General features: G+C 67.2%; 24 protein-coding genes and 1 tRNA gene. 9 read left to right on the top strand and 16 right to left on the bottom strand.

What is annotated here, in order from left to right; all coding sequences use genetic code 11:
* Nucleotides 1–90: 90 nt before the first annotated feature.
* Together purQ and purS are read right to left on the bottom strand one after the other, a co-directional pair.
* Nucleotides 91–768, bottom strand: a complete 678-nt coding sequence (gene purQ / locus ACFU4Z_RS34505; protein ID WP_366530356.1) for a phosphoribosylformylglycinamidine synthase subunit PurQ — start codon at nt 766–768, stop codon at nt 91–93.
* Nucleotides 765–1001, bottom strand: a complete 237-nt coding sequence (purS, locus tag ACFU4Z_RS34500; RefSeq protein ID WP_328408768.1) for a phosphoribosylformylglycinamidine synthase subunit PurS — start codon at nt 999–1001, stop codon at nt 765–767. Before purS ends, purQ begins: the two co-directional genes overlap by 4 nt.
* A gap of 157 nt (nt 1002–1158) precedes the next feature.
* On the opposite strand from purS, the gene ACFU4Z_RS34495 reads away from it, so the two are divergent.
* Nucleotides 1159–1803, top strand: a complete 645-nt coding sequence (locus ACFU4Z_RS34495; RefSeq protein WP_379071991.1) for an MBL fold metallo-hydrolase — start codon at nt 1159–1161, stop codon at nt 1801–1803.
* Nucleotides 1804–1914: 111 nt separating this feature from the next.
* On the opposite strand, the gene ACFU4Z_RS34490 is transcribed toward ACFU4Z_RS34495, so the two are convergent.
* Nucleotides 1915–2826, bottom strand: a complete 912-nt coding sequence (locus ACFU4Z_RS34490) for a glutaminase (protein ID WP_379071989.1) — start codon at nt 2824–2826, stop codon at nt 1915–1917.
* A gap of 137 nt (nt 2827–2963) precedes the next feature.
* On the opposite strand from ACFU4Z_RS34490, the gene ACFU4Z_RS34485 reads away from it, so the two are divergent.
* The gene (locus ACFU4Z_RS34485) at nt 2964–4379 is read left to right on the top strand and encodes a glutamate decarboxylase (RefSeq protein ID WP_379071986.1); all 1416 of its coding nucleotides are present in this window, start codon (nt 2964–2966) and stop codon (nt 4377–4379) included.
* A 150-nt stretch (nt 4380–4529) separates the two neighbouring features.
* Here ACFU4Z_RS34485 and ACFU4Z_RS34480 read toward each other — a convergent pair whose 3' ends face one another.
* A complete protein-coding gene (locus ACFU4Z_RS34480) occupies nt 4530–5231 on the bottom strand; it encodes a DUF2334 domain-containing protein (RefSeq protein ID WP_379071983.1) in 702 nt (233 codons plus the stop codon).
* Between the two features lie 82 nt (nt 5232–5313).
* Nucleotides 5314–5964 carry a nitroreductase family protein gene (locus tag ACFU4Z_RS34475; protein ID WP_379071980.1) on the bottom strand — a complete coding sequence of 217 codons (651 nt, stop codon included), beginning with the start codon at nt 5962–5964 and terminating at the stop codon, nt 5314–5316.
* 126 nt (nt 5965–6090) lie between these two features.
* Between ACFU4Z_RS34475 and ACFU4Z_RS34470 the strand changes: the two genes are divergently transcribed.
* Complete coding sequence (locus ACFU4Z_RS34470; protein ID WP_379071977.1) at nt 6091–6558, top strand: MarR family winged helix-turn-helix transcriptional regulator; 468 nt, start codon at nt 6091–6093, stop codon at nt 6556–6558.
* An 11-nt stretch (nt 6559–6569) separates the two neighbouring features.
* Here the strand turns inward: ACFU4Z_RS34470 and ACFU4Z_RS34465 are convergent, their stop codons facing one another.
* Entirely contained in the window at nt 6570–8759 is a 2190-nt protein-coding gene (locus ACFU4Z_RS34465; protein WP_379071974.1) for a S9 family peptidase, read from the bottom strand.
* 112 nt (nt 8760–8871) lie between these two features.
* Between ACFU4Z_RS34465 and ACFU4Z_RS34460 the strand changes: the two genes are divergently transcribed.
* Entirely contained in the window at nt 8872–9945 is a 1074-nt protein-coding gene (locus ACFU4Z_RS34460; RefSeq protein ID WP_379071971.1) for a DUF2330 domain-containing protein, read from the top strand.
* 174 nt (nt 9946–10119) lie between these two features.
* Here the strand turns inward: ACFU4Z_RS34460 and ACFU4Z_RS34455 are convergent, their stop codons facing one another.
* The 5 genes from ACFU4Z_RS34455 to ACFU4Z_RS34435 form a co-directional block, all read right to left on the bottom strand.
* Nucleotides 10120–11079, bottom strand: coding sequence for an alpha/beta hydrolase (locus tag ACFU4Z_RS34455; RefSeq protein WP_379071968.1), 960 nt, complete (start codon nt 11077–11079; stop codon nt 10120–10122).
* Between the two features lie 195 nt (nt 11080–11274).
* A complete protein-coding gene (locus ACFU4Z_RS34450) occupies nt 11275–11712 on the bottom strand; it encodes an HIT family protein (RefSeq protein ID WP_379071965.1) in 438 nt (145 codons plus the stop codon).
* Between the two features lie 76 nt (nt 11713–11788).
* Complete coding sequence (gene purB / locus ACFU4Z_RS34445) at nt 11789–13210, bottom strand: adenylosuccinate lyase (RefSeq protein ID WP_379071963.1); 1422 nt, start codon at nt 13208–13210, stop codon at nt 11789–11791.
* A 160-nt stretch (nt 13211–13370) separates the two neighbouring features.
* The gene (locus ACFU4Z_RS34440; protein ID WP_379071960.1) at nt 13371–14009 is read right to left on the bottom strand and encodes a TetR/AcrR family transcriptional regulator; all 639 of its coding nucleotides are present in this window, start codon (nt 14007–14009) and stop codon (nt 13371–13373) included.
* A 128-nt stretch (nt 14010–14137) separates the two neighbouring features.
* Nucleotides 14138–15301: a pyridoxal phosphate-dependent aminotransferase gene (locus ACFU4Z_RS34435; RefSeq protein ID WP_379071957.1), complete on the bottom strand. Its 1164-nt coding sequence runs from the start codon at nt 15299–15301 to the stop codon at nt 14138–14140.
* Nucleotides 15302–15468: 167 nt separating this feature from the next.
* Between ACFU4Z_RS34435 and ACFU4Z_RS34430 the strand changes: the two genes are divergently transcribed.
* The gene (locus ACFU4Z_RS34430; RefSeq protein WP_379071954.1) at nt 15469–16431 is read left to right on the top strand and encodes a M23 family metallopeptidase; all 963 of its coding nucleotides are present in this window, start codon (nt 15469–15471) and stop codon (nt 16429–16431) included.
* 6 nt (nt 16432–16437) lie between these two features.
* Here ACFU4Z_RS34430 and purD read toward each other — a convergent pair whose 3' ends face one another.
* Entirely contained in the window at nt 16438–17706 is a 1269-nt protein-coding gene (purD, locus tag ACFU4Z_RS34425) for a phosphoribosylamine--glycine ligase (RefSeq protein WP_379072020.1), read from the bottom strand.
* Between the two features lie 183 nt (nt 17707–17889).
* Here purD and ACFU4Z_RS34420 point away from each other — a divergent pair, with 183 nt between their 5' ends.
* Nucleotides 17890–18267, top strand: a complete 378-nt coding sequence (locus ACFU4Z_RS34420; RefSeq protein WP_328408737.1) for a PH domain-containing protein — start codon at nt 17890–17892, stop codon at nt 18265–18267.
* A 30-nt stretch (nt 18268–18297) separates the two neighbouring features.
* On the opposite strand, the gene ACFU4Z_RS34415 is transcribed toward ACFU4Z_RS34420, so the two are convergent.
* On the bottom strand, nt 18298–19371 hold the full coding sequence (locus tag ACFU4Z_RS34415; protein WP_379071951.1) for an alpha/beta fold hydrolase: 1074 nt from the start codon (nt 19369–19371) through the stop codon (nt 18298–18300).
* Nucleotides 19372–19499: 128 nt separating this feature from the next.
* On the opposite strand from ACFU4Z_RS34415, the gene ACFU4Z_RS34410 reads away from it, so the two are divergent.
* The gene (locus ACFU4Z_RS34410; protein ID WP_379071948.1) at nt 19500–19925 is read left to right on the top strand and encodes an HIT family protein; all 426 of its coding nucleotides are present in this window, start codon (nt 19500–19502) and stop codon (nt 19923–19925) included.
* Between the two features lie 133 nt (nt 19926–20058).
* On the opposite strand, the gene ACFU4Z_RS34405 is transcribed toward ACFU4Z_RS34410, so the two are convergent.
* The 3 genes from ACFU4Z_RS34405 to ACFU4Z_RS34395 form a co-directional block, all read right to left on the bottom strand.
* A tRNA-Thr gene (locus tag ACFU4Z_RS34405) sits at nt 20059–20130 on the bottom strand.
* A 108-nt stretch (nt 20131–20238) separates the two neighbouring features.
* Nucleotides 20239–20481 (bottom strand): MbtH family protein, encoded by a 243-nt coding sequence (locus tag ACFU4Z_RS34400; RefSeq protein WP_379072017.1) that lies wholly within the window; start codon nt 20479–20481, stop codon nt 20239–20241.
* Between the two features lie 131 nt (nt 20482–20612).
* Complete coding sequence (locus ACFU4Z_RS34395; protein WP_379071946.1) at nt 20613–21446, bottom strand: alpha/beta fold hydrolase; 834 nt, start codon at nt 21444–21446, stop codon at nt 20613–20615.
* Between the two features lie 165 nt (nt 21447–21611).
* On the opposite strand from ACFU4Z_RS34395, the gene ACFU4Z_RS34390 reads away from it, so the two are divergent.
* A complete protein-coding gene (locus tag ACFU4Z_RS34390) occupies nt 21612–21782 on the top strand; it encodes a hypothetical protein (protein WP_379071943.1) in 171 nt (56 codons plus the stop codon).
* 101 nt (nt 21783–21883) lie between these two features.
* Nucleotides 21884–23443, top strand: a complete 1560-nt coding sequence (locus tag ACFU4Z_RS34385; RefSeq protein ID WP_379072014.1) for a trehalose-6-phosphate synthase — start codon at nt 21884–21886, stop codon at nt 23441–23443.
* Nucleotides 23444–23544 lie beyond the last annotated feature (101 nt).

Here is a 23544-nt window from a genome sequence, read left to right as displayed (position 1 = left end):
GAAGCGCACGCGCCGAAGGCGCAAGTCTCGACGGCTCGGAAGCGAGACCAAGGGGGCCGCGAACACGCAGCGCCGCAGGCGCTGCCAAAACTACACAGCGACCAGGGTGTCCAGGACGGAAAGGAAGAGCCCGAGGCCGTCGTCGCTCGGGCCGGTCAACGGCTCGGTGGCGTGCTCGGGGTGGGGCATGAGGCCGACGACTCGGCCGTTGGCCGAGGCGATGCCCGCGATGCCGCGCTGCGAGCCGTTCGGGTTGGCGCCCGCGTAGCGGAATACCACGCGACCTTCGCCCTCGAGCTCGTCGAGCACGGCGGTGGACGCCTGGAAGCGACCCTCACCGGACTTCAGCGGGACGAGGATCTGCGCGCCCGCCTCGTACCGTGAGGTCCACGCGGTATCGGCCGATTCCACCCGCAGCCATTCGTCGCGGCAGATGAAATGCAGGCCCTCGTTGCGGGTCAGTGCGCCGGGCAGCAGGCCGGCCTCACACAGCACCTGGAAGCCGTTGCAGATGCCGAGCACCGGCAGGCCGCGGCCCGCGGCCCGGATGACCTCGCCCATCACCGGCGCGAACCGGGCGATGGCGCCCGCGCGCAGGTAGTCGCCGTAGGAGAAGCCGCCTGGCACGACGACCGCGTCGACCTGCTTCAGGTCGGCGTCGGCGTGCCACAGGCTGACCGCTTCCGCGCCTGCCAGCCGCACCGCACGCGCCGCGTCGACGTCGTCGAGCGTGCCGGGAAACGTGATGACCCCGATGCGCGCAGTCATGAGACGCGGACGACCTTCCATTCCTCGATCACGGTGTTGGCGAGCAGCGCCTCAGCGATCTGTTCGAGCTCCGCATCGCTGACACTGTCGTCGATGTCGAGTTCGAATCGCTTGCCCTGCCGCACATCCGAGACTCCAGCGAATCCCAGACGCGGGAGCGCGCCGACGATTGCCTGCCCCTGCGGATCCAGGATCTCGGCCTTCGGCATCACCTCGACCACGACTCGTGCCACGCGTTGCTCCTCAGGTGGTATTGGGGTGTTACCTGTGCAGCGTAGTTGTCCGAGGCGTCCGAGCCGCCTTCGGGGTCGGCTCGGAATCGGCGCGATGCCAATAGCCAACCGGCGGGGTGCTAATAGCCAACCGGCAGGGTGCCAATAGCCTGGCCACATGCGTATAGCCCACTTCGGCCATTCCTGCATTCTCGTCGAACTGCACGGCAAAAAGGTGCTGTTCGATCCCGGTACCTTCGCGCACGGCTTCGAAGGCATCACCGGACTCGACGCGATCGCGGTCACGCATCAGCACCCCGATCACATCGATCCACTCCGGATCGACGCCCTGGTCGAGGCCAATCCGGGCGCGCGGCTGCTGGCCGATCCGCAGACCGCGAAGCAGCGCGGCGCACCGTGGGAAGCGGTGCACGCGGGCAACGTGCTGGCGCTCGGCGATCTACAGATCACCGGTGGCGGTGGCAGGCACGCGGTGATCCACCCGGAAATCCCGGTGATCGACAACACCGTGTTCCAGCTCGGCACGCCCGACGACCCCGCACAGCTCGTCCATCCGGGCGACTCGCTGTGGGTGCCGCCGGCGCCGGTCGGTGTGCTCGCCCTGCCCGCCGTCGCGCCGTGGATGCGAATCAGCGAGGCCGTCGACTATCTGCGCGCGGTCGGTCCGCGCACCGCCTTTCCCATCCACTACGGCATCGTCGTGCCCGAAGCGCAGGGCATCTTCTTCGGCAGGTTCGCCGAAATGCGTCCCGCCGATACCGAATTCAGGGTGATCCAGCCCGAGGACACTGCCGAGCTGTAGGTCTCACGCCGGGGAAGAGGGCTTCGGCCAAGGCCAGGTGCTCGATTTCGCTGGGATCCACGCTCTCGCTGGGGCAAGCAGCTCGATCAACGCGGCGAGCGCATCGGGCGGTCAGAACACCGAGAAGCCGGTCGTCCTGGCGAAGGACGCCATGGCGGCCGCGCCCGCCACCGAATTGCCCTTCGCGTCCAAACCGGGCCCCCACGCGACGACCGAGCATTTGCCGGGCACGGTGGACAGGATGCCGCCGCCGACACCGCTCTGGCACGGCAGGCCGATCCGGTACGCGAATTCCCCTGCGGCGTCGTAGGTTCCGCACGTGGTCATGAGCGCGACGAGATGCCTGGCATCGGCGCGGTGCAGCAGCCGGGAGCCGTCCTCGCGCAGCCCGTGCCGCGCGACGAGCAGGCCGGCCTTGGCGAGCTGCTCGCAGGTGATGGTGATCGAGCATTGCCGGAAATAGTGGTCGAGAGCCCGCTCCACCGGATTGATCATGTTGCCGAAACTGGCCATCAGATAGGCCATCGCCCGGTTGCGGTCTCCTGCGCCTTCCTCGGATTCGACCGTCACGCAGTCGACGCTCAGATCCGCATCGCCGGTTTCCGCGCGCAACAGAGTGCGCATCGCCTCGATGCCGTTGCCGGTGTCGTGCAGTAACTGGTCGGCGACCACGATGGCGCCGGGGTCGGTGTACGGGTTGCGCGGGATGCCGTTCTCCATCTCCAGCTCGATGAGCGAGTTGAACGGGGTGCCGGACGGCTCGCGGCGCACCCGCTGCCAGATCGGCGTTTCCTTCCTGCTGAGCACCAGAGCTAGCGCGAAGACCTTGGAAATACTCTCGATGGCGAAGGGCGTGTGCACCTCCCCCACGCTGTAGACCTGCCCGTCGACGGTGGCAATGGTGAAGCCGAACTGATTCGGATCGGCTTTCACAAGATCGGGAATGTAGTCGGCGACCTGGCCGGAACCGATGCTCGATTTTGTATCAGACATCACGTGCGTTATGACATGCTGATAGTCCATGGTGTGCATAGTAAACGGTTGGCATCCATAAATGTTTCGATGAATATGCAGCTACGGCAATCAGTTTCGATTCATCGACACTGTTATCCATCGCATGGCAAACATCAAGCGAGCCGCTACTCGGGAGGCCATTTTCGATGTCCGACACCCCTGATCCCGACGACCTTTTCGCGCTGCCCGGCCTCAGCAGAACCGCGCCGAAATCCGGGTTCCCGGCGCTGGAGCTCTTCCCCCAGGTCGCCTACGAAATCGTGCACGACGAACTCATGCTCGACGGCGTCTCCCGGATGAATCTGGCGACCTTCTGCACCACCTGGGTGGACGACCAGGCACGCAGGTTGATGGCCGAATCCCTGGACAAGAACATTGTCGACAAGGACGAGTACCCGCAGACGGCCGAACTCGAGCGCCGCTGCGTGCGGATGGTCGCCGACCTGTGGCACTCCCCCGATCCGGCGGGCACGCACGGCACCTCGACCACCGGCTCCAGCGAGGCCGCGATGCTCGGCGGCCTGGCCGCCAAGGTTCGCTGGCGGAAGCGGGGCGGCACCGGTACGCCCAACTTCGTCTGCGGTCCGGTGCAGGTGTGCTGGGAGAAGTTCGCCCGCTACTTCGACGTCGAAATCCGGCAGATCCCGCTGCGCGGTGATCGCCTGACCATGCATCCCGACGATGTGGCCGCCTACTGCGACGAGAACACCATCATGGTGGTGGCGACCTTCGGCCAGACCTTCACCGCGCTGTACGAGGACGTCGAGGGGATCGCCAAGGCCCTCGACCAGCTGCAGCGGGTCAGCGACATGAACATTCCCATCCACGTGGACGCCGCGAGCGGCGGTTTCCTCGCGCCGTTCACTGCACCGGATCTGATCTGGGACTTCCGGTTGCCCAGGGTGAAGTCGATCAACGCCTCCGGCCACAAAACCGGCCTGGCCCCGCTCGGCTCCGGTTGGGCGATCTGGCGCGAGGCCGCCGACCTGCCGCCGGAGCTGATCTTCAATGTCGATTACCTCGGCGGCAGTATGGCCACCTTCAACCTCAACTTCTCCCGCCCCGGCGGGCAGGTGATCACCCAGTACTACGAGTTCATCCGGCTCGGCCGCATCGGCTACACCCGGGTGCAGGCCCAGATCTACCACGTGGCAAAGCACTTGGCGGCGGGCCTGCGCGAGCTCGGCCCCTTCGAAATGATCCACGCGGGCAATCCGCAACACGGCATCGCCGCGGTGTCGTGGCGGCTGAAAGACGAAGCGGACCAAGGCTTCAATCTCTACGACCTGTCGGATCGGCTGCGCACCCGCGGCTGGTTGATCGCCGCTTACCCGCTGCCCGCCGATCGCGAGAACGAAACCATCATGCGCGCCCTTATTCGGCACGGATTCACCATCGATATGGCGGAAATGCTGCTGTCGGACGTCATCCGCGGCATGAACCAGCTGGTGCGGCATCCGCTGACAACGCCGCTCACCAAGGCGGAGGCAGGCGGCTTCACGCACACGGCGACGGCGGCGGTACCGGACAAGAAGGCGACCCCGGCCAAAGCGAAGTCGTGACGACGACCGCGACGACATAATTCCGCCGCGCGCCGCCGCCCGGTTACGCCATACGGGCGGCGGCGCTTCGCGGGGCGGTGCCGACCACACCACTCACCCGGCCGTGCCGCGGGCGACCGCGGCTGAGGCCGTCGCCCGCGTCTATCCGATTCACGCCGCCCTTGCGGCGGTGAACGATTCCCAGCGATAGACGTCGCCGACCGCACCGTGCAGCAGTGCGAGATCGACCGCGTCGAGAATGGCCTGGCGCGGACCCGAGCGGCCGAGCTGGGCGGCTGAGACGGCCAGCCGCAGCACGCCACCACGGCGCGCGGTGCGGGCGGCACCCATCACCAGCGCGCGACACCACCACGGCTCGGCGCGGAAGCCCTCGCCGATGCCGTACACACGCGCTTTCTGCGCCACGTTGCGTTCCAGATCGAGCATCGAGGTCAGCCCGAGCGCGAGCCGGAACCCGACCTCCGGCAGCGCCTCGATGGCCCCGGCCGAAGCGTCCCACCGCGGCGCGGCGAACAGCCTGGTGCGCAGCTCCACCTGCTCCATCACCCGATCCGCCGCGGTGAGCCGCAACCGCGCCTCGTGACGCGGCAGGGTGGCGAACTCGGCCCTGCGACGCTTGGTCGCCGCCTGGTCGTAACCGTGCAGCACGATCGCGTCGCCCCGTGCGCGACGACCGCGCAGCCATGCCTGCGTCGCCGGATCGTCGACCAGCCGATACCGCCCCTTGAGTCGCGGGGCGACCAGCAGCGACATCGGCACACCGCGCCGATCCATCTCCGCGCCGAACTCGATCGCGGCATCTCGGGTGGTGTCCCTGATCCCCGACACGGACACGATCAACTGAGCGTTCATGAACCCACGATGCCCTGGCCAGATGTACTGAGCGTGCAGCACGGATGACCTCGCGACGAACACACCGTCACGCTCTTGCCGACTACCAGCGGTCCCAGTGCAGCACTTCGGCGCGGGGCACCCGCACGGCGGGCTTGAAGTCGGTGCCGAGGGTGTAGGCCAGCGGTATGAAGGCCGCGAGCATCACCTTGTCGTAGGGAATGCCGAGTGCCTCGGCGAGTTCACGTTCCAGCGGGCCCTGCGCAGTGGTCCACGTGGTGCCGAGGCCGCGAGCGCGGGCCGCGAGCATGAAGCTCCACACGGCGGGCAGGATCGATCCCCAGGTGCCCGCCTGGATGTCGACCGGTGCGCGGTCGGTGCGGCCTTCGATGGCCGGGATCACAATCGCGGGCACCCGATGGATGTTGTCGGCGAGGTAGCGCAGACCGTCGAAAACGGCCGCGGTCGAGCCGGGGGCGAAGTTCATGCGGCGCATGTCGTCGGCGGTCAACGGCTGTCCGGCCCCGCGGGTCAGCGCGCGGCGGAAGATGTCGCCCACCGCCCGGCGCTTCGCCTTGTCGGTGACGACCACGAAATGCCAGCGCTGCCGATTGCGGCCCGTGGGGGCCTGTGTCGCGAGGTCGACGCACTCCTCGATCAGCCTGCGCGGCACCGGGCGGTCGAAGTCGAGCCGTTTGCGCACCGCGCGGGTTGTGGACAGCAGCTCATCCGGGGTCATATCCAGGGTCATCACACACTCCTCGGGCCGAATTCGTCTGTGAGCAGACGATCAGACCGTATTCCTGAAGATAATCTGCTGTCAAACGATTGGAGTGCAGATGAATAATGCTAGGCTCGGCGCAGCCACAGTGAGGGGACCATGCCGACAACCGACCAGAACGCCAAGCCGACCTACTTCCCGCGACTCGCCGCCGAGCGGCTCGATATCGCGCTGTGCCGCGCCTCGACCACCGTCGCCCGAGCCGGCGAAATCCACGCGAACGCCCACGGCCTCGGCGTAGGTCAGCACTTGGTGCTGAAGATGCTCGCCGCGGTCGGAGCCTGCTCGCAGCAGACGCTCAGCGAGGAACTGCGGATAGATCGCAGCGTGATGGTCAACGTGTGCGACGACCTGGAGAAGTCGGGTTACGTACGCCGCGAGCGCAACCCGCGCGACCGCCGCTCCTATGCCGTCACCGTCACCGACGCGGGCCACGACCGGCTGCGCGCGGCGGAGGCGGCCATCCCGGCCCACCTGGACGAAACCTTCGCGGCGCTGACCCCCGCCGAGCGTGCTCAGCTCACCGCGCTACTCGGCAAGCTCCTGATATCGAAGCCTGCCGAGTAGCCGGGACTCGGCTACGCGTCGGCCAGTCCGACGATGTCGAGCATCCAGGCGTATTCGAACGCGACTTCCTTCCACTTCTCGTAGCGGCCGCTGACCCCGCCGTGGCCCGCGCTCATCTCGGTCTTCAGCAGCAGCGGGGCGTCGCCGGTCTTGGTGGCGCGCAGCTTGGCTACCCACTTGGCCGGTTCCACGTACAGCACGCGGGTGTCGTTGAGGCTGGTGACGGCCAGGATGGCCGGATAGTCGGCGGCCACGACATTCTCATAGGGCGCGTAGGACTTCATGTAGTCGTAGACGTCCTTGTCCGCCAAGGGATTACCCCACTCGTCCCACTCGATCACGGTCAGCGGCAGGGACGGGTCCAGGATGGAGGTGAGCGGATCGACGAACGGAACGTTCGCGAGGATGCCGGCGAACAGCTCCGGCGCCAGGTTCGCCACCGCGCCCATCAGCAGGCCGCCCGCGCTGCCGCCATCACCGACCATCACCTCAGCCGAGGTAACCCCGGTATCGATGAGATGCCGTGCGCAAGAGACGAAATCGGTGAAGGTGTTCTTCTTGGTGAGCGTCTTGCCGTTCTCGTACCAGAGCCTGCCCATCTCACCGCCGCCGCGCACGTGGGCGACCGCGAACATCATGCCGCGATCGAGCATGGACAGCCGCGAGACCGAGAACGACGGGTCGATGCTGGCCTCGTAGGAGCCGTAACCGTAGAGCAGCAATGGTTTCGGCGTGGAGGTGTCGATACCCTTCTTCCACACCAACGAGATCGGAATCCGGGTGCCGTCGGCGGCGAGCGCCCAATCACGATGCTGCTCATAGTCGTTCGGGTCGTATCCGCCGAGCACCGGCTGTTCCTTGCGCAGCAACAGCTGACCGGTGGCAGGCACGTAGTCGAACACCTGCAGCGGCGTGATGAACGAGGTGAGGCCGATCCGCAGCGTCGGCTGCTCCCACTCGGGGTTGGCGCCCGAGCCGACCGCGAAGAGCTCGAGATCGAACTCGAGCTCGCGGCGCTCGCCGTACCCGGCTTCGGTCAGCGGCCAGACGGCCACCCTGGTCAGCGCCTCACGACGGTAGCTGAGGACCAGGTGATCAGCGAAGCAGTCGATGTCCTCGATCCGCACGTCGTCACGATGCCCGATCAGCAGGGTCATGTTCGACGGCTCGGCCACCGGCGCGTCGGCGAGCACGAAGTTCTCCGCCTTCACGCCGTCGACGACATCGTTGTGCAGGATCAGGAAGCGGTCCTCGCCGCCGACCACCGCATGCTCGGCGGAGTACTCGACGCCCTCGCGGCGCGGCAGGATGACGCGGAATTCGCCCTCGGGATTGTCGGATTCCAGCACCCAGCCCTCGGTGGTGATCTTGGAGCCGACCCAGATCATCAGGTACTTCTCCGAGCGGGTGGCGCCGATGCTCACCCAGTAGCGCTCGTCGGGCTCGTGGAACACCTGCACGTCGGCGTCGGTTGCGGTGCCGAGGTGGTGGCGCCACACCGTGTCGGGCCGCCACGATTCGTCGACCGTTTGATAGAAGATGTGCGAGCCGTCCAGCGACCAGGTCGCACCGGGCGCGGTCCCCGTGATCTCGTCGGCGAGCAACTCGCCGGTACGGAGGTCCTTGAATCGCAGCACGTACCGCTCGTCACCGGCGGTGTCGACCGAGTAGGCGAGCAGATTGCCGTCATGGCTCAGTGAGAACGCGCCGAGCGCGAAGAAATCGTGGCCCTCGGCCTGCTCATTGCTATCGAGCAGAATCTGCTCGCCGGGGATCTCGGTGCCCACCTCCAGCTGCGGCGGCGTCCATGCGTCGATCCCCTCGGCGTCGGCATCAATGGGACAGCGGCAGTGCACGCCGTACTGCTTGCCCTCGAAGCTGCGCGAGTAATACCAGTACTCGCCCATCCGCGTCGGCACCGAAAGATCGGTCTCCTGGGTGCGCGCCTTGATCTCGTCGAAAATCTTCTCCCGCAGCGGCTGCAGATGCGCGGTCCGCGCCTCGGTGTAGGCATTCTCCGCCTCCAGGTACGCGATGACCTCGGGGTTCTCCTTGTCCCGCAGCCACTCGTACTCGTCGACGAAGGTGTCGCCATGGTGCACCCGCTCGGTCGGGACCGCCTTGGCGATCGGCGCCGTCACCACCGCCGACCCGCCGCCGTCGGGGTTAGGGATCGTTCCGGTACCTGTGTCGAGAGCCATGGGATCCACCGTAGCGGCGTACCCCTGCGTCGGCGTGTTGGCGGGGCAACTCCGCCATGAGCGGTCTGTTTTATCGGGCGTCGACGCCCGCACTCCCAGTAGGCTCGCGACCATGCGCCTCACCATTGCCGTCCGGCTCGCCACGGTCGCGGCGGCGCTGCTGGCCTGCACCGGAATCGGCGTGGCCGCACCGGCTTCCGCGTGCGCGTGCGGCGGCGTGGCCAGTGCGCGCGACGAGACCGCGTCGGTGGGCAACGAGATCGCGCTGGCCGCGTGGGACGGGCGATCCGAGTCGATTCTCCTGCAGCTGGCGATGCACGCCGACTCCGGCAACGCCGCGCTGATCGTCCCGACGCCGACTCCGGCCACGGTCGCGGCAGGCTCGGCCGAGACCTTTGCCGAACTGCGGCGATCGACCGCACCCGTGGTCGTCACCGATCGTCGATGGTTCGGCTCGGGGTCGTCGTCCGACGGCGCCGCCGTCGGCTCGCAGGCCACGCCCGGCGACGGTCCCACAGTGCTCGACCAGGTTCGACTCGGCCCGCTGGAGGCGACCACCCTGTCCGGCGGCGAATTGGATGGCATACGACGATGGCTGAGCGACAACGGCTACGAGATGCGACCCGAGGTGACCGCGACACTGGAACCGTATCTGCGGGAGGGCTGGTCGTTCGTCGCGCTGCGACTCACCAGCGATGAGCCGCTCAACGGCACGCTCGACCCCGTTCGGCTGACCTTCGATTCCGACCGCTTCGTCTACCCGATGCGGATGTCCGGTGCCGCGAAACACCCCCAGTCCGTGCGGCTTTACCTGCTGAGCAACCATCGTCTCCAACGCACGGACGCCGACGCGGGCAGCCAATCCAGCAGCGTCGGCTTCGCGGGGCGAATCACCGACATCGGTGACCCCGCCTTGAAACAGCTGGCGGACAACGGTCACGACTACCTGACCGAATTCTCGATCTCCATCGCCGAGCCCACCGCCATCACCACCGATTTCACCTTCGAGGCCGCCCCGACCGACCACGGCTACCACAGGGTGATCCACCGCACCGAAGACGTGCAGATCCTCGGCCTGCCCGCGGGCCCCATCCTCCTTGGCGCCGCGGTCCTGGCCGCAGCCGGCGTGATCATCGCCATCGCCCGCGCCATCCGCCCGCCCGCAGGCCCTGACAGCCCCCGGTAGACCACCAACAGCACACCGCTCGAACGGGACATCGCGGCGCGGAATCACACAAGCCCCTCGGCAGTCCCGTCGGTGCGCTGCCGAGCCGTGGGGATGAGCATGCTGTCATGAGCGAGCCGAGGGGTTCCGGAGGGGACGGCGTCGTCGCCGCGGTGCTGCTGCTCGCGCTACGGCTCAGGCCCCGATTGCCGGGCCGATGGTCGGCCACGAGGCGTGCAGGGTGTCCTCCCAGTAGGACCAGGAGTGGGTGCCGTTGGGGCGGTAGTCGACGTGCACGGGGATGCCCAAGAGGCGCAAACGCTGTTCGAACGAGACCGTGCAGGCGTTGACGCCGACCTCCACCGGGCCACCGAGGAAGATGTTCTCGGCCAACTGCGGCTTGAACTCGTTCTCGTAGGGGCCGGGGATTCCGGTGCCGGTGGACAGGTAGATCGTCTTGCCGCGCAGCCGCTCGGCCAGCAGCGCCGGATCGTGCTCGGACCAGGCGGGGCCGCCCGGCAAGCCCCACATCCGCATCGGGTCGCCGCCGCGGTTGGCAATCGAGAACAGCATCGCGGCCTGGGCAAGACCGGTGTCCGGGCAGGCGCTGTAGCCCGCGACCGCGCGATAGAGCTCGGGATTGCGGGCCGCGAGGATGAAGGCCGCGTTGCCGCCCATGGACAGGCCGCCGATCGCGTTCACACCGTTGCCGCCGAAGCGGGCGTCGATGATCGGCGGCAGCTCCTCGGTCAGGAAGGTCTCCCACCGGTAGCGGCCGAACCGCGGGTCGTCCTGCTGCCAGTCGGTGTAGTAGCTGGCCTGGCCGCCCACCGGGAGCACTACGTTGACATCCTTGCTCGCGAAGAAGCTCTCGGCATCGGTCGCATTGGTCCAGGTGCTCTGCGCGACACCGGGATCCAGGCCGTCGAGCAGGTAGTACGAAGGGCGTGCGCCGCCGCCCATCGGGTGCAGCACCTGCACTTGGATGATCTTGCCCATCGACGGCGAGTCGATGAACACCGCCGACTTGGTCGGACCGAGGTCATCGATCCTGACCACCTGGGCGGCCGCGGCCTGCGTAGGCAACGACACGAGGGGTCCGAGCACACCGAGTGAAAAAGACAGCACCGCCGCAGCAACAAATTTTTGTCGCATGTCCCGCCTCCATCGGCACACCACACCTGGCTTTTCAACGTAACTCACCGATAGCCGCCGTGGAGGAGAATGACATTCAGGCGTTTCTTCAGCAATCACCCGGTCGAAACGTACTTTCGCGAATACCGCGTTTCGGACCGAACCGACACCGGGTCGCGCGGCGGGTCGATTCGCCACCCGCCGCCCACACAGCGCTTACGACGCTGGTGCAATCCGCCCGAGCGCGCCGCGAATAGACCCGGCCAGATAATCGAGGTCGGCCCGTTTCGGGCTGGTCGGCCTGCCACGCAGGCCGAAGCCGTCACCAGGCGTGCGCGGGATCACATGCAGGTGCACATGGAACACCTCCTGGCCCGCGGTCACCCCGTCGGCCAGAAAAAAGTTCACTCCGTCGCAGCCCACTTCCGACGCCCGCAGCGCCGCCGCCAACTGCTGCCCCACCTGGAACAACTTCCCGCCGAGCGCCGGATCCAGCTCCGCGAGACTGCGGGCGGCCACCTTCGGCACCACGAGCAGATGCCCCGGCGTCATCGGCCGAATATCCATAAACGCCAGCACATCGTCGTCTTCGTACACCGTGCTCGCGGGCGCCCGCCCGTCGATGATGTCGGCAAAAATCGTGTAAGGGTCCACACGGCACCTTAACGAGCGCACGCGGGCACGCTGCCCGGCTCCCGCCGACCGGCGTGATCGGCGGGAGCGTCAGCGGTCAGAGGATCGGAGACGGCGTGTAGCGCGCTGCTTCCGGGTAGGAGTCGACGAGCTTCTGCACCTGGGCGATCACATCGGAGACCTGGGCTTCGGCGGCGCCGATGAAGGCCGACTTATCGGCGAGGGCCACATCGAGCGCCGGGCGGTCGAGGGGGAAGCGGTCATCGGCCGCGAGGCGGTCGAGGAGGTCGGGCTCGCGCCCCTGTTCACGCATCGCAAGGGCGACGGCGACCGCGTGTTCCTTGATCACCTCGTGTGCGGTCTCGCGGCCGACACCGGCCCGGACCGCCGCGATCAGCATCCGGGTGGTGGCCAGGAAGGGCAGGTAGCGGTCGAGTTCACGAGAGACGACGGCCGGGTAGGCGCCGAATTCGGCCAGCACGGTGAGGAAGGTCTCCATCATGCCGTCGATCGCGAAGAAGGCATCCGGCAGCGCGACGCGACGAACCACCGAACAGAAGACGTCGCCCTCGTTCCACTGCGCGCCCGCCAGCTCAGCGGCCATCGACGCGTAACCACGCAGCACCACCTGCAGGCCGTTGACGCGCTCGCAGGAGCGAGTGTTCATCTTGTGCGGCATCGCCGAGCTGCCCACCTGGCCGGGCTGGAAGCCCTCGGTGACCAGCTCATGGCCCGCCATCAGGCGGATGGTGTGCGCGAACGACGACGGACCCGCACCAACCTGCACCAGCGCCGAAAGCACGTCGTGGTCGAGCGAACGCGGGTACACCTGGCCGACGCTTGTCAGCACAGTCGCGAAGCCGAGATGCCCGGCCACCTGCTGCTCCAGTTTCGCCAGCTTGGCCGGATCGCCGCCGAGCAAGTCGAGCATGTCCTGTGCGGTGCCCATCGGGCCCTTGATGCCGCGCAGCGGATACCGCTCGATGAGTTCGCGCAACCGGGTCAGCGCGATCAGCAGCTCGTCGGCCGCGGAAGCGAAACGCTTACCGAGCGTGGTGGCCTGCGCCGCGACATTATGCGACCGGCCCGCCATCACCAGCGCCTGATACTCGGCGGCGCGCTCGGCCAGCCGGGCCACGATGGCGACGCCGTGCGCGTGCACATGCTCGAGGGAGAGCCGGATCTGCAGCTGCTCGACGTTCTCGGTGAGATCGCGGCTCGTCATGCCCTTGTGCACGTGCTCGTGCCCGGCCAGCGCGTTGAATTCCTCGATGCGGGCCTTCACGTCGTGGCGGGTGACCCGCTCACGCTCGGCGATAGCGGCGAGGTCGACCTGGTCGATCACCCGCTCGTAATCGGCGATCACGCCGGGCGGCAGCTCGATGCCGAGGTCCGACTGGGCCCGCAACACCTCCAGCCACAGCCGCCGTTCGAGCACGATCTTGTTCTCGGGCGACCAGAGATGCACCAGCTGCGGACTGGCGTATCGAGTGGCGAGGACATTAGGGACGAGGCTCACGACTGCGCCTCGCTGACGCTCGGCTCCGTCGTCAGCCAGGGCGCTGCACATGTGGCTCGTTCGCTACGCTCTCTCACGACTCCGCCTCGCTGACGCTCGGCTCCGTGGTCAGCCAGGGCGCTGTTCCCATGGCTCGTTCGCTGCGCTCTCTCACGTCTTGTCAGTCTAGTGCCCGGAACCTATCGATCTGCTGCGGTGTAGCCGGCGCGACGATATCGATCACCTCGAGCAGCGCGCCACGCGCCATTCGCCTTGGCTCCGGGTCCAATTCGCTCAACGCGGCCACCACCGCGCCGTCGACGACAGCCACCAGCCTGCGCAATTGCTCCGGCCGCACCATTCGATCGGACCGGCGAAGCACATCGGCGAGCAGCTCGTCCAGTTGCGCCCTTAGTCGTAGCTGGACCTCCCGCAATTCCGGGTGCCGCGCCGAGGCCACCGAACGCTCGTATCGCGCGATCAGCTGCCCGCGGGCGTCTTCGTCGTTGCCGTCGGTCCCCACCAGGAGATCGAGTACCAGGTCGACCGTCGCCTCGGCGCCGCGCCGCCGGTGGCTGACGTCGCCGACCCGGTGCCGCATCGCGTCCAGCTCCGCGTTGCCGCTGAATTCGACCGCCCGCGCGATCAGATCATCGAGCGACTCGAAGTAGTACGTGGTCGACGCCAACGGAAGGTCGGCACGCGTCGCAACAGAGCGATGCCGCACCGCATCGAATCCGCCTTCGAGTAACAACTCGGCGGCGGCGGCTACCAGAGCCTGGCGACGCCGTTCGCCTTTCGGGGTCGTCGCGGTTATCACCGTGCCATCGTGCCAGTCGTCATCAGTTCATCCGTGCGAAATCAGAGAGGAAACCCAGCCATCGTTGTTTTACCGCATCTGGGCCTTCGGGGTGACGAACTGTGCAAACTCATTGCCGGACACGAGGATCAGCCACGCAGATAGTGACCGAGCCGGACCAGCGCCGCCTCGATGTCCGCGGTGGCTCCGGCAAACGAGAAGCGCACGGTCCGATGTCCTGCGACGGTGTCGAAGTCGAGGCCCGGCGCGAGCGCGACACCGGTGTGGTCGAGCACGTCCGCGCACCACTTCCTGGCATCGTCGGTGAGGTGGCCGATATCGGCATAGGCGTAAAAAGCGCCGTCGGCAGGCGCCAGGTCGGTGATGCCGAGTTCGGCCAGACCGTCCAGCAGCAGCCGCCGGTTCACCGCGTAGCGCCGGACATGCCCGTCGAGCTCGGCCTTCGCCTCCGCGCCGAACGCGTGCAGCGCCGCGTACTGCGAAATCGCGGGCGGGCACACCGTCATATTCGAGGCGAGCCGCTGCAACGCGGGTCGTAAACCGCTGGGCGCCAGCATCCAGCCCAATCGCCAGCCGGTCATCGAGAAGTACTTCGACACCGAGCCGATGACCACCGATTCGCGGGAGGTCTCCCACGCCGAGGAGGTGCCCGCGCTATCGCCCGCGTAGGTGATGCCGTGGTAGATCTCGTCGGAGATCAACAGCGTTCCGTGCGCGTCGCACCAGCGAGCCAGGGCGGCGAGTTCCGCCGGATCGATCATGGTGCCGGTCGGATTGGCCGGGCTCGCGACCACCAAGCCCGCGGGCGGCTCCGGCAGCGCCTCCAGCATCGCCACGGTCGGCTGGAACCTGGTCCCGGCGCGGCAATCGAGCTCGACAACGCGGCAACCGAGCGCCGCCAAGGTGTTTCGGTAGGCCGGATAGCCGGGACGGGCCACCACGACGGTGTCGCCGGGGTCGAAGGCGGCGAGGAAAATGAGGGTGAACGCGCCGGAGGAACCGGTCGTCACCACCACGTCGTCGGCGTCGACCTGGTAACCACAGGTGTCGCGGTGGTGCTCAGCGATCGCCTCCCGCAACGGCAGAATCCCGAAAGTCTCTGTGTAGCCGAGCAATTCGGAATCGATCGCTTCCTTCGTCGCGCGTAGCACCGGGGCGGGCGCCGGCGTCGAAGGCTGCCCCGCCGCGAGCACCAGCACATCACCGTGCGATCTGGCGCGCTCCGCGGCGGCTTTCCAGACATCCATCACGTAAAAAGGTGGAATGGTCGACCGGCGAGATTCTCTTGGCACCCGTCAGACGGTAGATGGTCGAGCCAGACGACGCCTCGCTGACGCCCGCCTTTTTTCGGGCGCGACCGACTCCGGAGGTCGATCAGGGGCGCACCGCTTCCCCGATCGAGGTGTGTCGGCACGCGGTCGGCCCTGTCCGGGCGCGCGATCAGGCTATGGTCGGCTCAATGCTTGACAAAGCTCGCCGCGCTGGGCTGGAACGCATACGTGGAGTGGGTGGCATCGGGGTCATTCCGCGGGATTGGCGTGTCAAGCCGCAGGAACGCCCGCACCGTGACGTCAGCGCCCTGATCGCGCGCGCCGAGCGCGAACTGCACAACCTGCGGCAGCGACCGCGGCCCGACCTGCGCAAGCTCTGGCAACAGCGACTGGAGCCCGACTACCGCGCGCTCGTGCGCAAACATCGGATCCTGATCGCCGGTCTCTGCGCGACCGCGCTGTTCGCCGCCGCCGATTCGTCGTTCACCTGGGGCGTCATCGACCGGGTTCCCGATCAGGGCGAAGCGCAACGCGTCGCCTTCGCCTATCCACAGCAGGTGCAGTCGACCCCGCCGTCGGCGCGCAGGTACCTCAACGCAATCGCCAACGGCGAGCTACTCCGCGAGCAGGCGGTGGTCGCCGCCGCCACGCGCAGCACCCTCGAACGCGCCAAGGCCGAGGCCGCCGCCGCGGTGGCCGGGGAACAGCAGCCGTGGATGACCAGCAGCGCGCCGGTGTATCCCGGCTCGATCGTGCCGGGCAGCACCGGCTTCGTGTTGCCGGCCCGAGGCGTCTTCACTTCCGGATTCGGTTCTCGCTGGGGCACCTTCCACAACGGCATCGATATCGCGGGACCGATCGGCACGCCGATCTACGCCGTCGCCAACGGCACCGTCATCGACGCGGGCCCGGCTCAGGGCTTCGGGCTATGGGTGCGCATCCGGCACGACGACGGCACCATCACGGTCTACGGGCACATGTACGACTTCTTCGTGTCCGTCGGCGAGCGCGTACCGGCGGGCATGCAGATCGCGCGCATGGGCAACCGCGGCGATTCTTCTGGTCCACACCTGCACTTCGAGGTCATCCTCGGCGGCACGCACGTGGACCCCCAGCAATGGCTGGGCGTCCACGGCCTCACCTTCGGATAACTCGCCTCAGACCGTGATCCGGTCCTCGACCGCGGCCAGGCCGATGTCGGTGCGGTAGTGGCTGCCGGGGAGTTTGATCGAGGCGACGCGCTCGTAGGCGTGCGCGCGGGCCTCCGACAGATCCGCGCCGACGCCGACGACGCTGAGGACCCGGCCGCCCGCGGAGACCAGGGCGCCGTCCTCGCGCTGCGCGGTGCCCGCGTGCAGGACCGTGGAGTCGTAACGAGTGCCGTCTCCCGCGCCGGTGATGACGTCCCCGATGCGCGGGCGGCCCGGGTAGTTTTCGGCGGCGACCACCACGGTGATGGCGGAACCGTCCCGCCAGCGCGGCGCGTCGACATCGGCAAGGGTGCCGGTGGCGGTGGCGTTCAGCAGCTCGGCCAGCGGGCTCTCCAGCAGTGCGAGCACCGCCTGCGTCTCGGGGTCACCGAAGCGGCAGTTGAATTCCACCACGGCGGGGCCTGCCGCACCGATCGCAAGCCCCGCGTAGAGCAGGCCGGAGAACGCGCAGCCGCGCCGCACCAGTTCGGCGGCGACCGGCTTGACCACGTCCTCCACGATCTCGGTGACGGTCTCCTCGGGCAGCCACGGCAGCGGCGTGTACGCCCCCATGCCGCCGGTGTTGGGTCCGGTGTCGCCGTCGCCGACGCGCTTGTGATCCTGCGCGGGCAGCAGCGGAACCACGGTTTCACCGTCGACCAGGCAGAACAGCGAAACTTCCGGCCCGTCGAGGAAAGATTCCAGCAGCACTGGATGACCGTTCTCGAGCAGTTCGGCGCCGTGGTCGCGGGCCGCGTGCCGGTCCGTGGTGACCACAACGCCCTTGCCTGCGGCCAGTCCGTCGTCCTTCACCACCCAGGTGGGGCCGAAGCGGTCGAGCGCGGCGTCGAGTTCGGCCGGGGTGTCCACGATCTCGCTGTGCGCGGTGCGCACCCCCGCCGCCGACATGACGTCCTTGGCGAAGGCCTTGGAGCCTTCGATCCGCGCGGCCGCGGCGGAGGGACCGAAGCAGGCGATGCCCGCCGCGCGCACCGCGTCGGCGACACCGAGCACCAGCGGCACCTCGGGGCCGATCACCACGAGGTCCGCCGACAGCTCGGTGGCCAGCGCCACCACCGCCTCCGCCGAGCTCGGATCGACGGGGCGGATCTCGGCGTGCTGGGCGATCCCCGCATTGCCTGGCGCCGCGTAGAGCGCGCTCACCGCGGGGTCCCGGCGCAGCGCAAGGACGAGGGCATGTTCACGGGCTCCGGAACCGATGACGAGTACGCGCACGGCCATCAGCTTAAAGTGTGCCGATTCCCGCGCGACCGGTAGTCGGCGGAGTGAACATACGACATCAGTTGTCGCCTTCCCCGCCGCCGGTGAAACAGCCAGGGATGATGGTTGGGAGAGAACCGGTGTGGGCCCGGTTGTGCCCGCACCTCGCACCCAGACTGCGCAAAGGACGTGCTGACGATGGGTCTGATCGATGGACTGATGGGCAATGCCGGGCGTATCGATCCCGGCCAGGCACAAACGGAGTACGCGAAACTTCTCGGCAACGGTGAACAGATCTATGCCGCGTATCTGCTTGTGCGCGACGCCATCCTGTTCACCAACCGACGCTTGATCCTGGTCGACAAACAGGGTCTCTCGGGCCGCAAAGTGAGCTACCACAGCGTCCCTTACCGAGCGATCACCCACTTCTCGGTGGAAACCGCGGGCACCTTCGACCTGGATGCCGAACTCGCCATCTGGATCTCCGGCTCGCACGAGCCGATCCAGAAGCGGTTCAACCGCCAGGTCGATATCTATGAGGTGCAGGGCATCCTGTCGCATTTCGTCGCGGTGTGAGTCGCGTGAGCGCCCTGCACACGGAAAGGCCTACGCGGACAGCCGCGCCTGACCACCGGTCACCACCGGCCGCACCCGGGTCAGCAGCAGCTCGAGGAATTGCGCGGGCTGCCAGAACGACGCGAAGTGGGTGGCGTCGGTGATCAGCGCGAACTCCTTGTGCGGGGCCTGCACGTCGTCGAAGTAGCGGCGGGCGCGATCGGCGGGCATCAGCGTGTCGTGTTCGCCCTGGAAGATGAAGAACGGGAGCTCGAATCGCGTTCCGTCGCGCCAGGAATCGAAGTGCACCGACTCGACGCCGAGCTGCTCGGAGAACTTCATGCCGGTCGCGCCGTCTTTGAGATCGCGCAACCCGTGCTGGGGTGAGAACCACATCGACGGGAGGATCAGCTTCTTCAGCATCTCGACCAGGAACGGGTCGGAGCTGGTCTTCAATTTGGCGTGCAGGCCCCAGTCCGCCGCCGACCACTTGGTCTCGTCCGCGCCGATCTGCTCCAGCTTCGCTGCGTCGGAACGCTTTCCGTTGTCGCGCAGTCGCTGCACGGTCGCAGAGAACACGCTGTCGTCGCGCTCGCCGCCGAGGATGTTCTGGTCGGTGCCGACGTATGCGGAGAACCGCTCGGGATGGTTGCGGGCAAGGCGAAGCCCGAGCACCGATCCGAAGGAATTGCCGAGCAGCACCACCTTGTCCGTGTGCAGCCTGCGCCGCGCGTAGTCGGTGACCTCCAGTGCGTCATCGAGCAGCCCGTCGAAGCTCACCTCGCCCTGGTCGCCGCGACCGAACGTCTTGCCGGTGCCGCGCTGGTCCCAGCGGACGATGGTGAAGTGCTTCTCCCACTCCTGGGTCCGATTGGCGAAGTAGGTGTTCGTGGCGCCGGGACCGCCGTGCAGGTCGAGCAGGACCGGGTTGGCCAGGTCCTCGCCGCGGATCTCGATCCACTGGTCGATGCCGCCGATGCGCACGAAGCCGGCTTCGGATATGCCGTTGGGGGTGTCGATACGCAGCGCCTTCGCATTGTTGCGACGACGCAGTTGGCGGTGACCGAGTAGGCCGGCGGGGGCGGCGGAGATTGCGGCGGTGGCGGCGAGCGCGAGGGTGATCATGCCGTTCCTAAACTGTGTCCGATGGAAACTGATACGTGTATGTTAGACACAGTTTTGGAGCAGTGTCAACCTCGAGCTGCCGTCGACACGGCCGCGCCGACCCGAGGGCCTGCGCGTAGCCTGCGGGCATGGCTTCTGTTTTCAGTGCGATCATCGACGGCCAGCTGCCTGGCCGATTCGTGTGGGAGGACGAAGAATTCGTCGGTTTCCTCACCATCGCCCCGATCACCCCCGGTCACACCCTCGTGGTGCCCCGCAAGGAAATCGACCAGTGGCAGGACGTCGACGCCGAGATCTTCGCCCGCCTCAACGGCGTCGCCCAGAAGATCGGACAAGCAGTCCGCCAGGCTTGGGACGCGCCGCGCGCCGGTCTGCTCATCGCCGGCCTCGAAGTACCGCACCTGCACGTGCACGTCTTCCCGGCATTCACCATGGGCAACTTCGACATCTCCGGCGCCGACCACCACCCCTCCCCCGAGTCGCTCGACGAGGCCCAGGCAAAGATCAAGCAGACGCTGCGCGACCTCGGTCACGGCGCAAACGTCCCGGACTGAGCTCGTCGTCCACGAAAACGCCGAAGGGCGGTCACCGCGCAAAGATGCGCAGTGACCGCCCTTTTCGTTGTAGCGGCCGGAACAACAACGACCGAGCCTCAACCACTGAGCTCAGCCGCGCAGCGGCTGGAAGAGCCCCCTGTCAGGATTGAACTGACGACCTTTCGCTTACAAGGCGAGTGCTCTACCACTGAGCTAAGGAGGCGGAAAACGGTGATCATCATAACCGGACGCGCCGACTGCGTGACACCGGATTACGGTGCCACGCAGCGGCGGTTCGATCGAACGTCCCGGCGCAGTATCTAGCGGCGGGTCAGGACTGGGCGCCCTGTCGGGCCGCATCGTCGGTGGCCATCGCGTCACGCAGGCTCTTCGGACGCATATCCGTCCAATTCTTTTCGACGTACTCGACGCAGGCAGCGCGGCTGTCCTCGCCGAAAACGACTCGCCACCCGGCCGGAACCTCCGCGAAGGCCGGCCACAGCGAATGCTGCTCTTCGTCGTTGACCAAGACGAAGAAGCGGCCGTCTTCGTCATCGAAGGGATTGGTGCTCAATTTCACCTCACTGGATACTGGCGCATGTACGGGATCGACTCGTGGACTCGTCCGCCGCTGCTGGAGCGTCGGACGATCCCCGAGCGTTGTGTCGACCCTAGCAAGGTAGACGTTACGTGTTGGCGGTTACCTCAGGCACCGAAGAAATCGAGCAGGATCTTGTTGACCGCCTCCGGGCGCTCGAGGTAGCCGTAATGGCCCGCATCGGGAATCTCCTGGTAGCGCGCGCCCGGAATCACCTCGGCGACCTCACGTGACAAATAGGGCGGGATCATCCGATCGTCGGCGAACCCGATCGACAGACACGGCACCTTGATCCCTCGATAGGCCTGCACCCTGTCGAAGTCGTGATCCATCTTGCGCTGCGCGCGGATACCCGGCGTCACCGGACCGCCGGTGAACTCGAACAGGTCCAGCCAGTCGCGGGCAGCGTTCGGGTCGGCCAGGGTCGCGGGCGACAGGTTCATCACCGCGGTCACCGCGGCCTCGTATTTCGCGGGCAGCTGCACGCCGCTGGCGTCCAGGTCGTGCTCGCCGAGCGAGAGCGTCTTCTGAAATTGATCGAGGCGTCCGTGACCGGCCATGAACACGGCCTTGCGCACCAGATCGGGCCGGGCCAGCGCCAGTTCCTGGGCCACCCGCGCCCCCATCGAGGTGCCGACGACCAGCGCGGGACCCTCACCGAGCAGTTCGATGAGTCCTGCGGTGTCGGCGGCCAGCTCGCCGATGGTCATGCCGGCGGCGGCCTCCGACGACGGCGCGATACCTCGGTTGTCGAAGGTGCACACCCGGTATCCGGCAGCGACCAACGCGGGAACCTGATGCAGTTCCCAGACTCTTCCCGGGCTACCCGTCCCCATGATCATCACGACCAGCGGCGCCGATCCCGGCGTGTCCGTTCCCTTGGTTCGGTCGCCCTTGACCTGGTAGTTGAGGGAAATTCCGTTCACCGTGGCCAACGGCATCTTCGAACCCTTTCGTGGAGTTGTGCTGGGCCCCCACGGTATAGGGACCGACCTGGCGGCGCACCGGCCGGGCGAACAGGCATCCGGGTGCGGCGCGCACGCACCAGGTCCGGATACCATTGACTACTCGCACGTACGAGCGTACCGAGCCGGGAGGACAAGAAGATGGCCGCGAAGGGCAGCGCGAACGACATCGCGGACGACGATCTGGAACCACTCGCCGACGAGACCGCCCGCCAGGCGCAGCGCGTCGTCGCCGCGTACGCGGAAGACGCGGACGAGTGCCGGATGCTGTTGTCGATGCTCGGCATCGGACCCAGCGGCCGAGGCGAGTAGCGACCGAGTCGACCAACTCGAGCTCGACGACAACGGCGCCGTCGATCCACCGATAACTGCAGCGGGAAAAGCGACGCGCAAAGGATGCGTGAGTGGACCAGATGACTGACCAGCCGTCCGACGACTCCGAACACGCCCTTCCAGAGCCATTGCCCGATGCCGCGGCGCGCGCCGAGACGAACGGCGCCGGTTCCGGCTTCGTCGTCGTCGCCAATCGACTCCCTGTCGACTTGGAGCGGCTGCCCGACGGCTCCACCCGCTGGAAACGCAGTCCCGGCGGACTGGTCACCGCGTTGGAGCCGGTGCTGCGCAACAACAAGGGGTCCTGGGTCGGCTGGGCGGGCGTGCCCGATATCGATGTCGACCCGATTATCGAGGACGGGCTCGAGCTGCACCCGGTGCCGCTGACCGCCCAAGAGGTCTCCGACTACTACGAAGGCTTCTCCAATGGCACGCTGTGGCCGCTCTACCACGATGTGATCGTGCGGCCGGTCTACGACCGCAGCTGGTGGACCGCGTACGTGCAGGTGAACCGTCGTTTCGCTGAGGCGACCGCGAAGGTGGCCGCCGAGGGCGCGACCGTGTGGGTGCAGGACTACCAGCTGCAACTGGTGCCCAAGATGCTGCGCATGCTGCGCCCCGATCTGACCATCGGCTTCTTCCTGCACATCCCGTTCCCGCCGGTCGAGTTGTTCATGCAGATGCCGTGGCGGGCCGAGATCATCGACGGTCTGCTCGGCGCCGATCTGATCGGTTTCCACCTACCCGGCGGCGCGCAGAACTTCCTGTACCTGGCCAGGCGGCTGGCCGGACAGCCGACGTCCCGAGGGACCGTCGGCGTGCGCTCCAAGCTCGGCGTCGTGCAGGTCGGGTTCCGTACGGTCCGGGTCGGCGCGTTCCCGATTTCGATCGCCTCGGCCGAACTCGACGAGCATTCCCGGCGCAGGTCGGTGCGGGAACGTGCCGCGAAGATCCGCGCCGAGCTCGGTAACCCGAAGAACATTCTGCTCGGCGTCGACCGGCTCGACTACACCAAAGGCATCGATATCCGGCTGGGGGCGTTGGAAGAGATGCTGGTGGAGGGCCGGATCGATCCGGCGGAAACGGTCATGGTGCAGCTGGCGACACCGAGCCGGGAGCGGGTGGAGAGCTACATCCAGATGCGTGGCGACATCGAGCGCCAGGTCGGCCGGATCAACGGCGAGTTCTCCCAGGTCGGCCACCCGGTGGTGCACTATCTGCACCGGCCCATCCCCCGCGACGAACTCATCGCCTTCTTCGTGGCCGCCGACGTCATGCTGGTGACCCCGCTGCGCGACGGCATGAACCTGGTCGCCAAGGAGTACGTGGCCTGCCACAGCGGCCTCAACGGGGCCCTCGTACTGAGCGAATTCACCGGCGCCGCAGCCGAATTGCGTCAGTCCTACCTGTGCAACCCGCACGACCTGGACAGCGTGAAGGACGCCATCAGCTCCGCGCTGGAAGACGACCGCGACACCAAACGCCGCCGCATGCGCTCGCTGCGCCGCCAGGTCCTCGCCCACGACGTAGACCGCTGGGCCCGCTCCTTCCTCGACGCCCTGGCCCAGGACCAGGTCGCGGGCAGCGCGCTGCTCACCGACGACGACGTGTACCCGGAATCCCGGTCACCTCGCAGATAGCTGTGTTGTCTTTGCAGCGCCTGCGGCGCTGCGTGTTCGCGGCCCCCTTGGTCTCGCTTCCGAGCGGCCGAGACTTGCGACTTCGTCGCGTGCGCTTCGGC

The organism is Nocardia sp. NPDC057440 (assembly GCF_042802915.1).
Classification (GTDB): domain Bacteria; phylum Actinomycetota; class Actinomycetes; order Mycobacteriales; family Mycobacteriaceae; genus Nocardia.
Note: the sequence above shows the minus strand (reverse complement) of the source record. Positions and strands in the feature narration are given on the sequence as shown.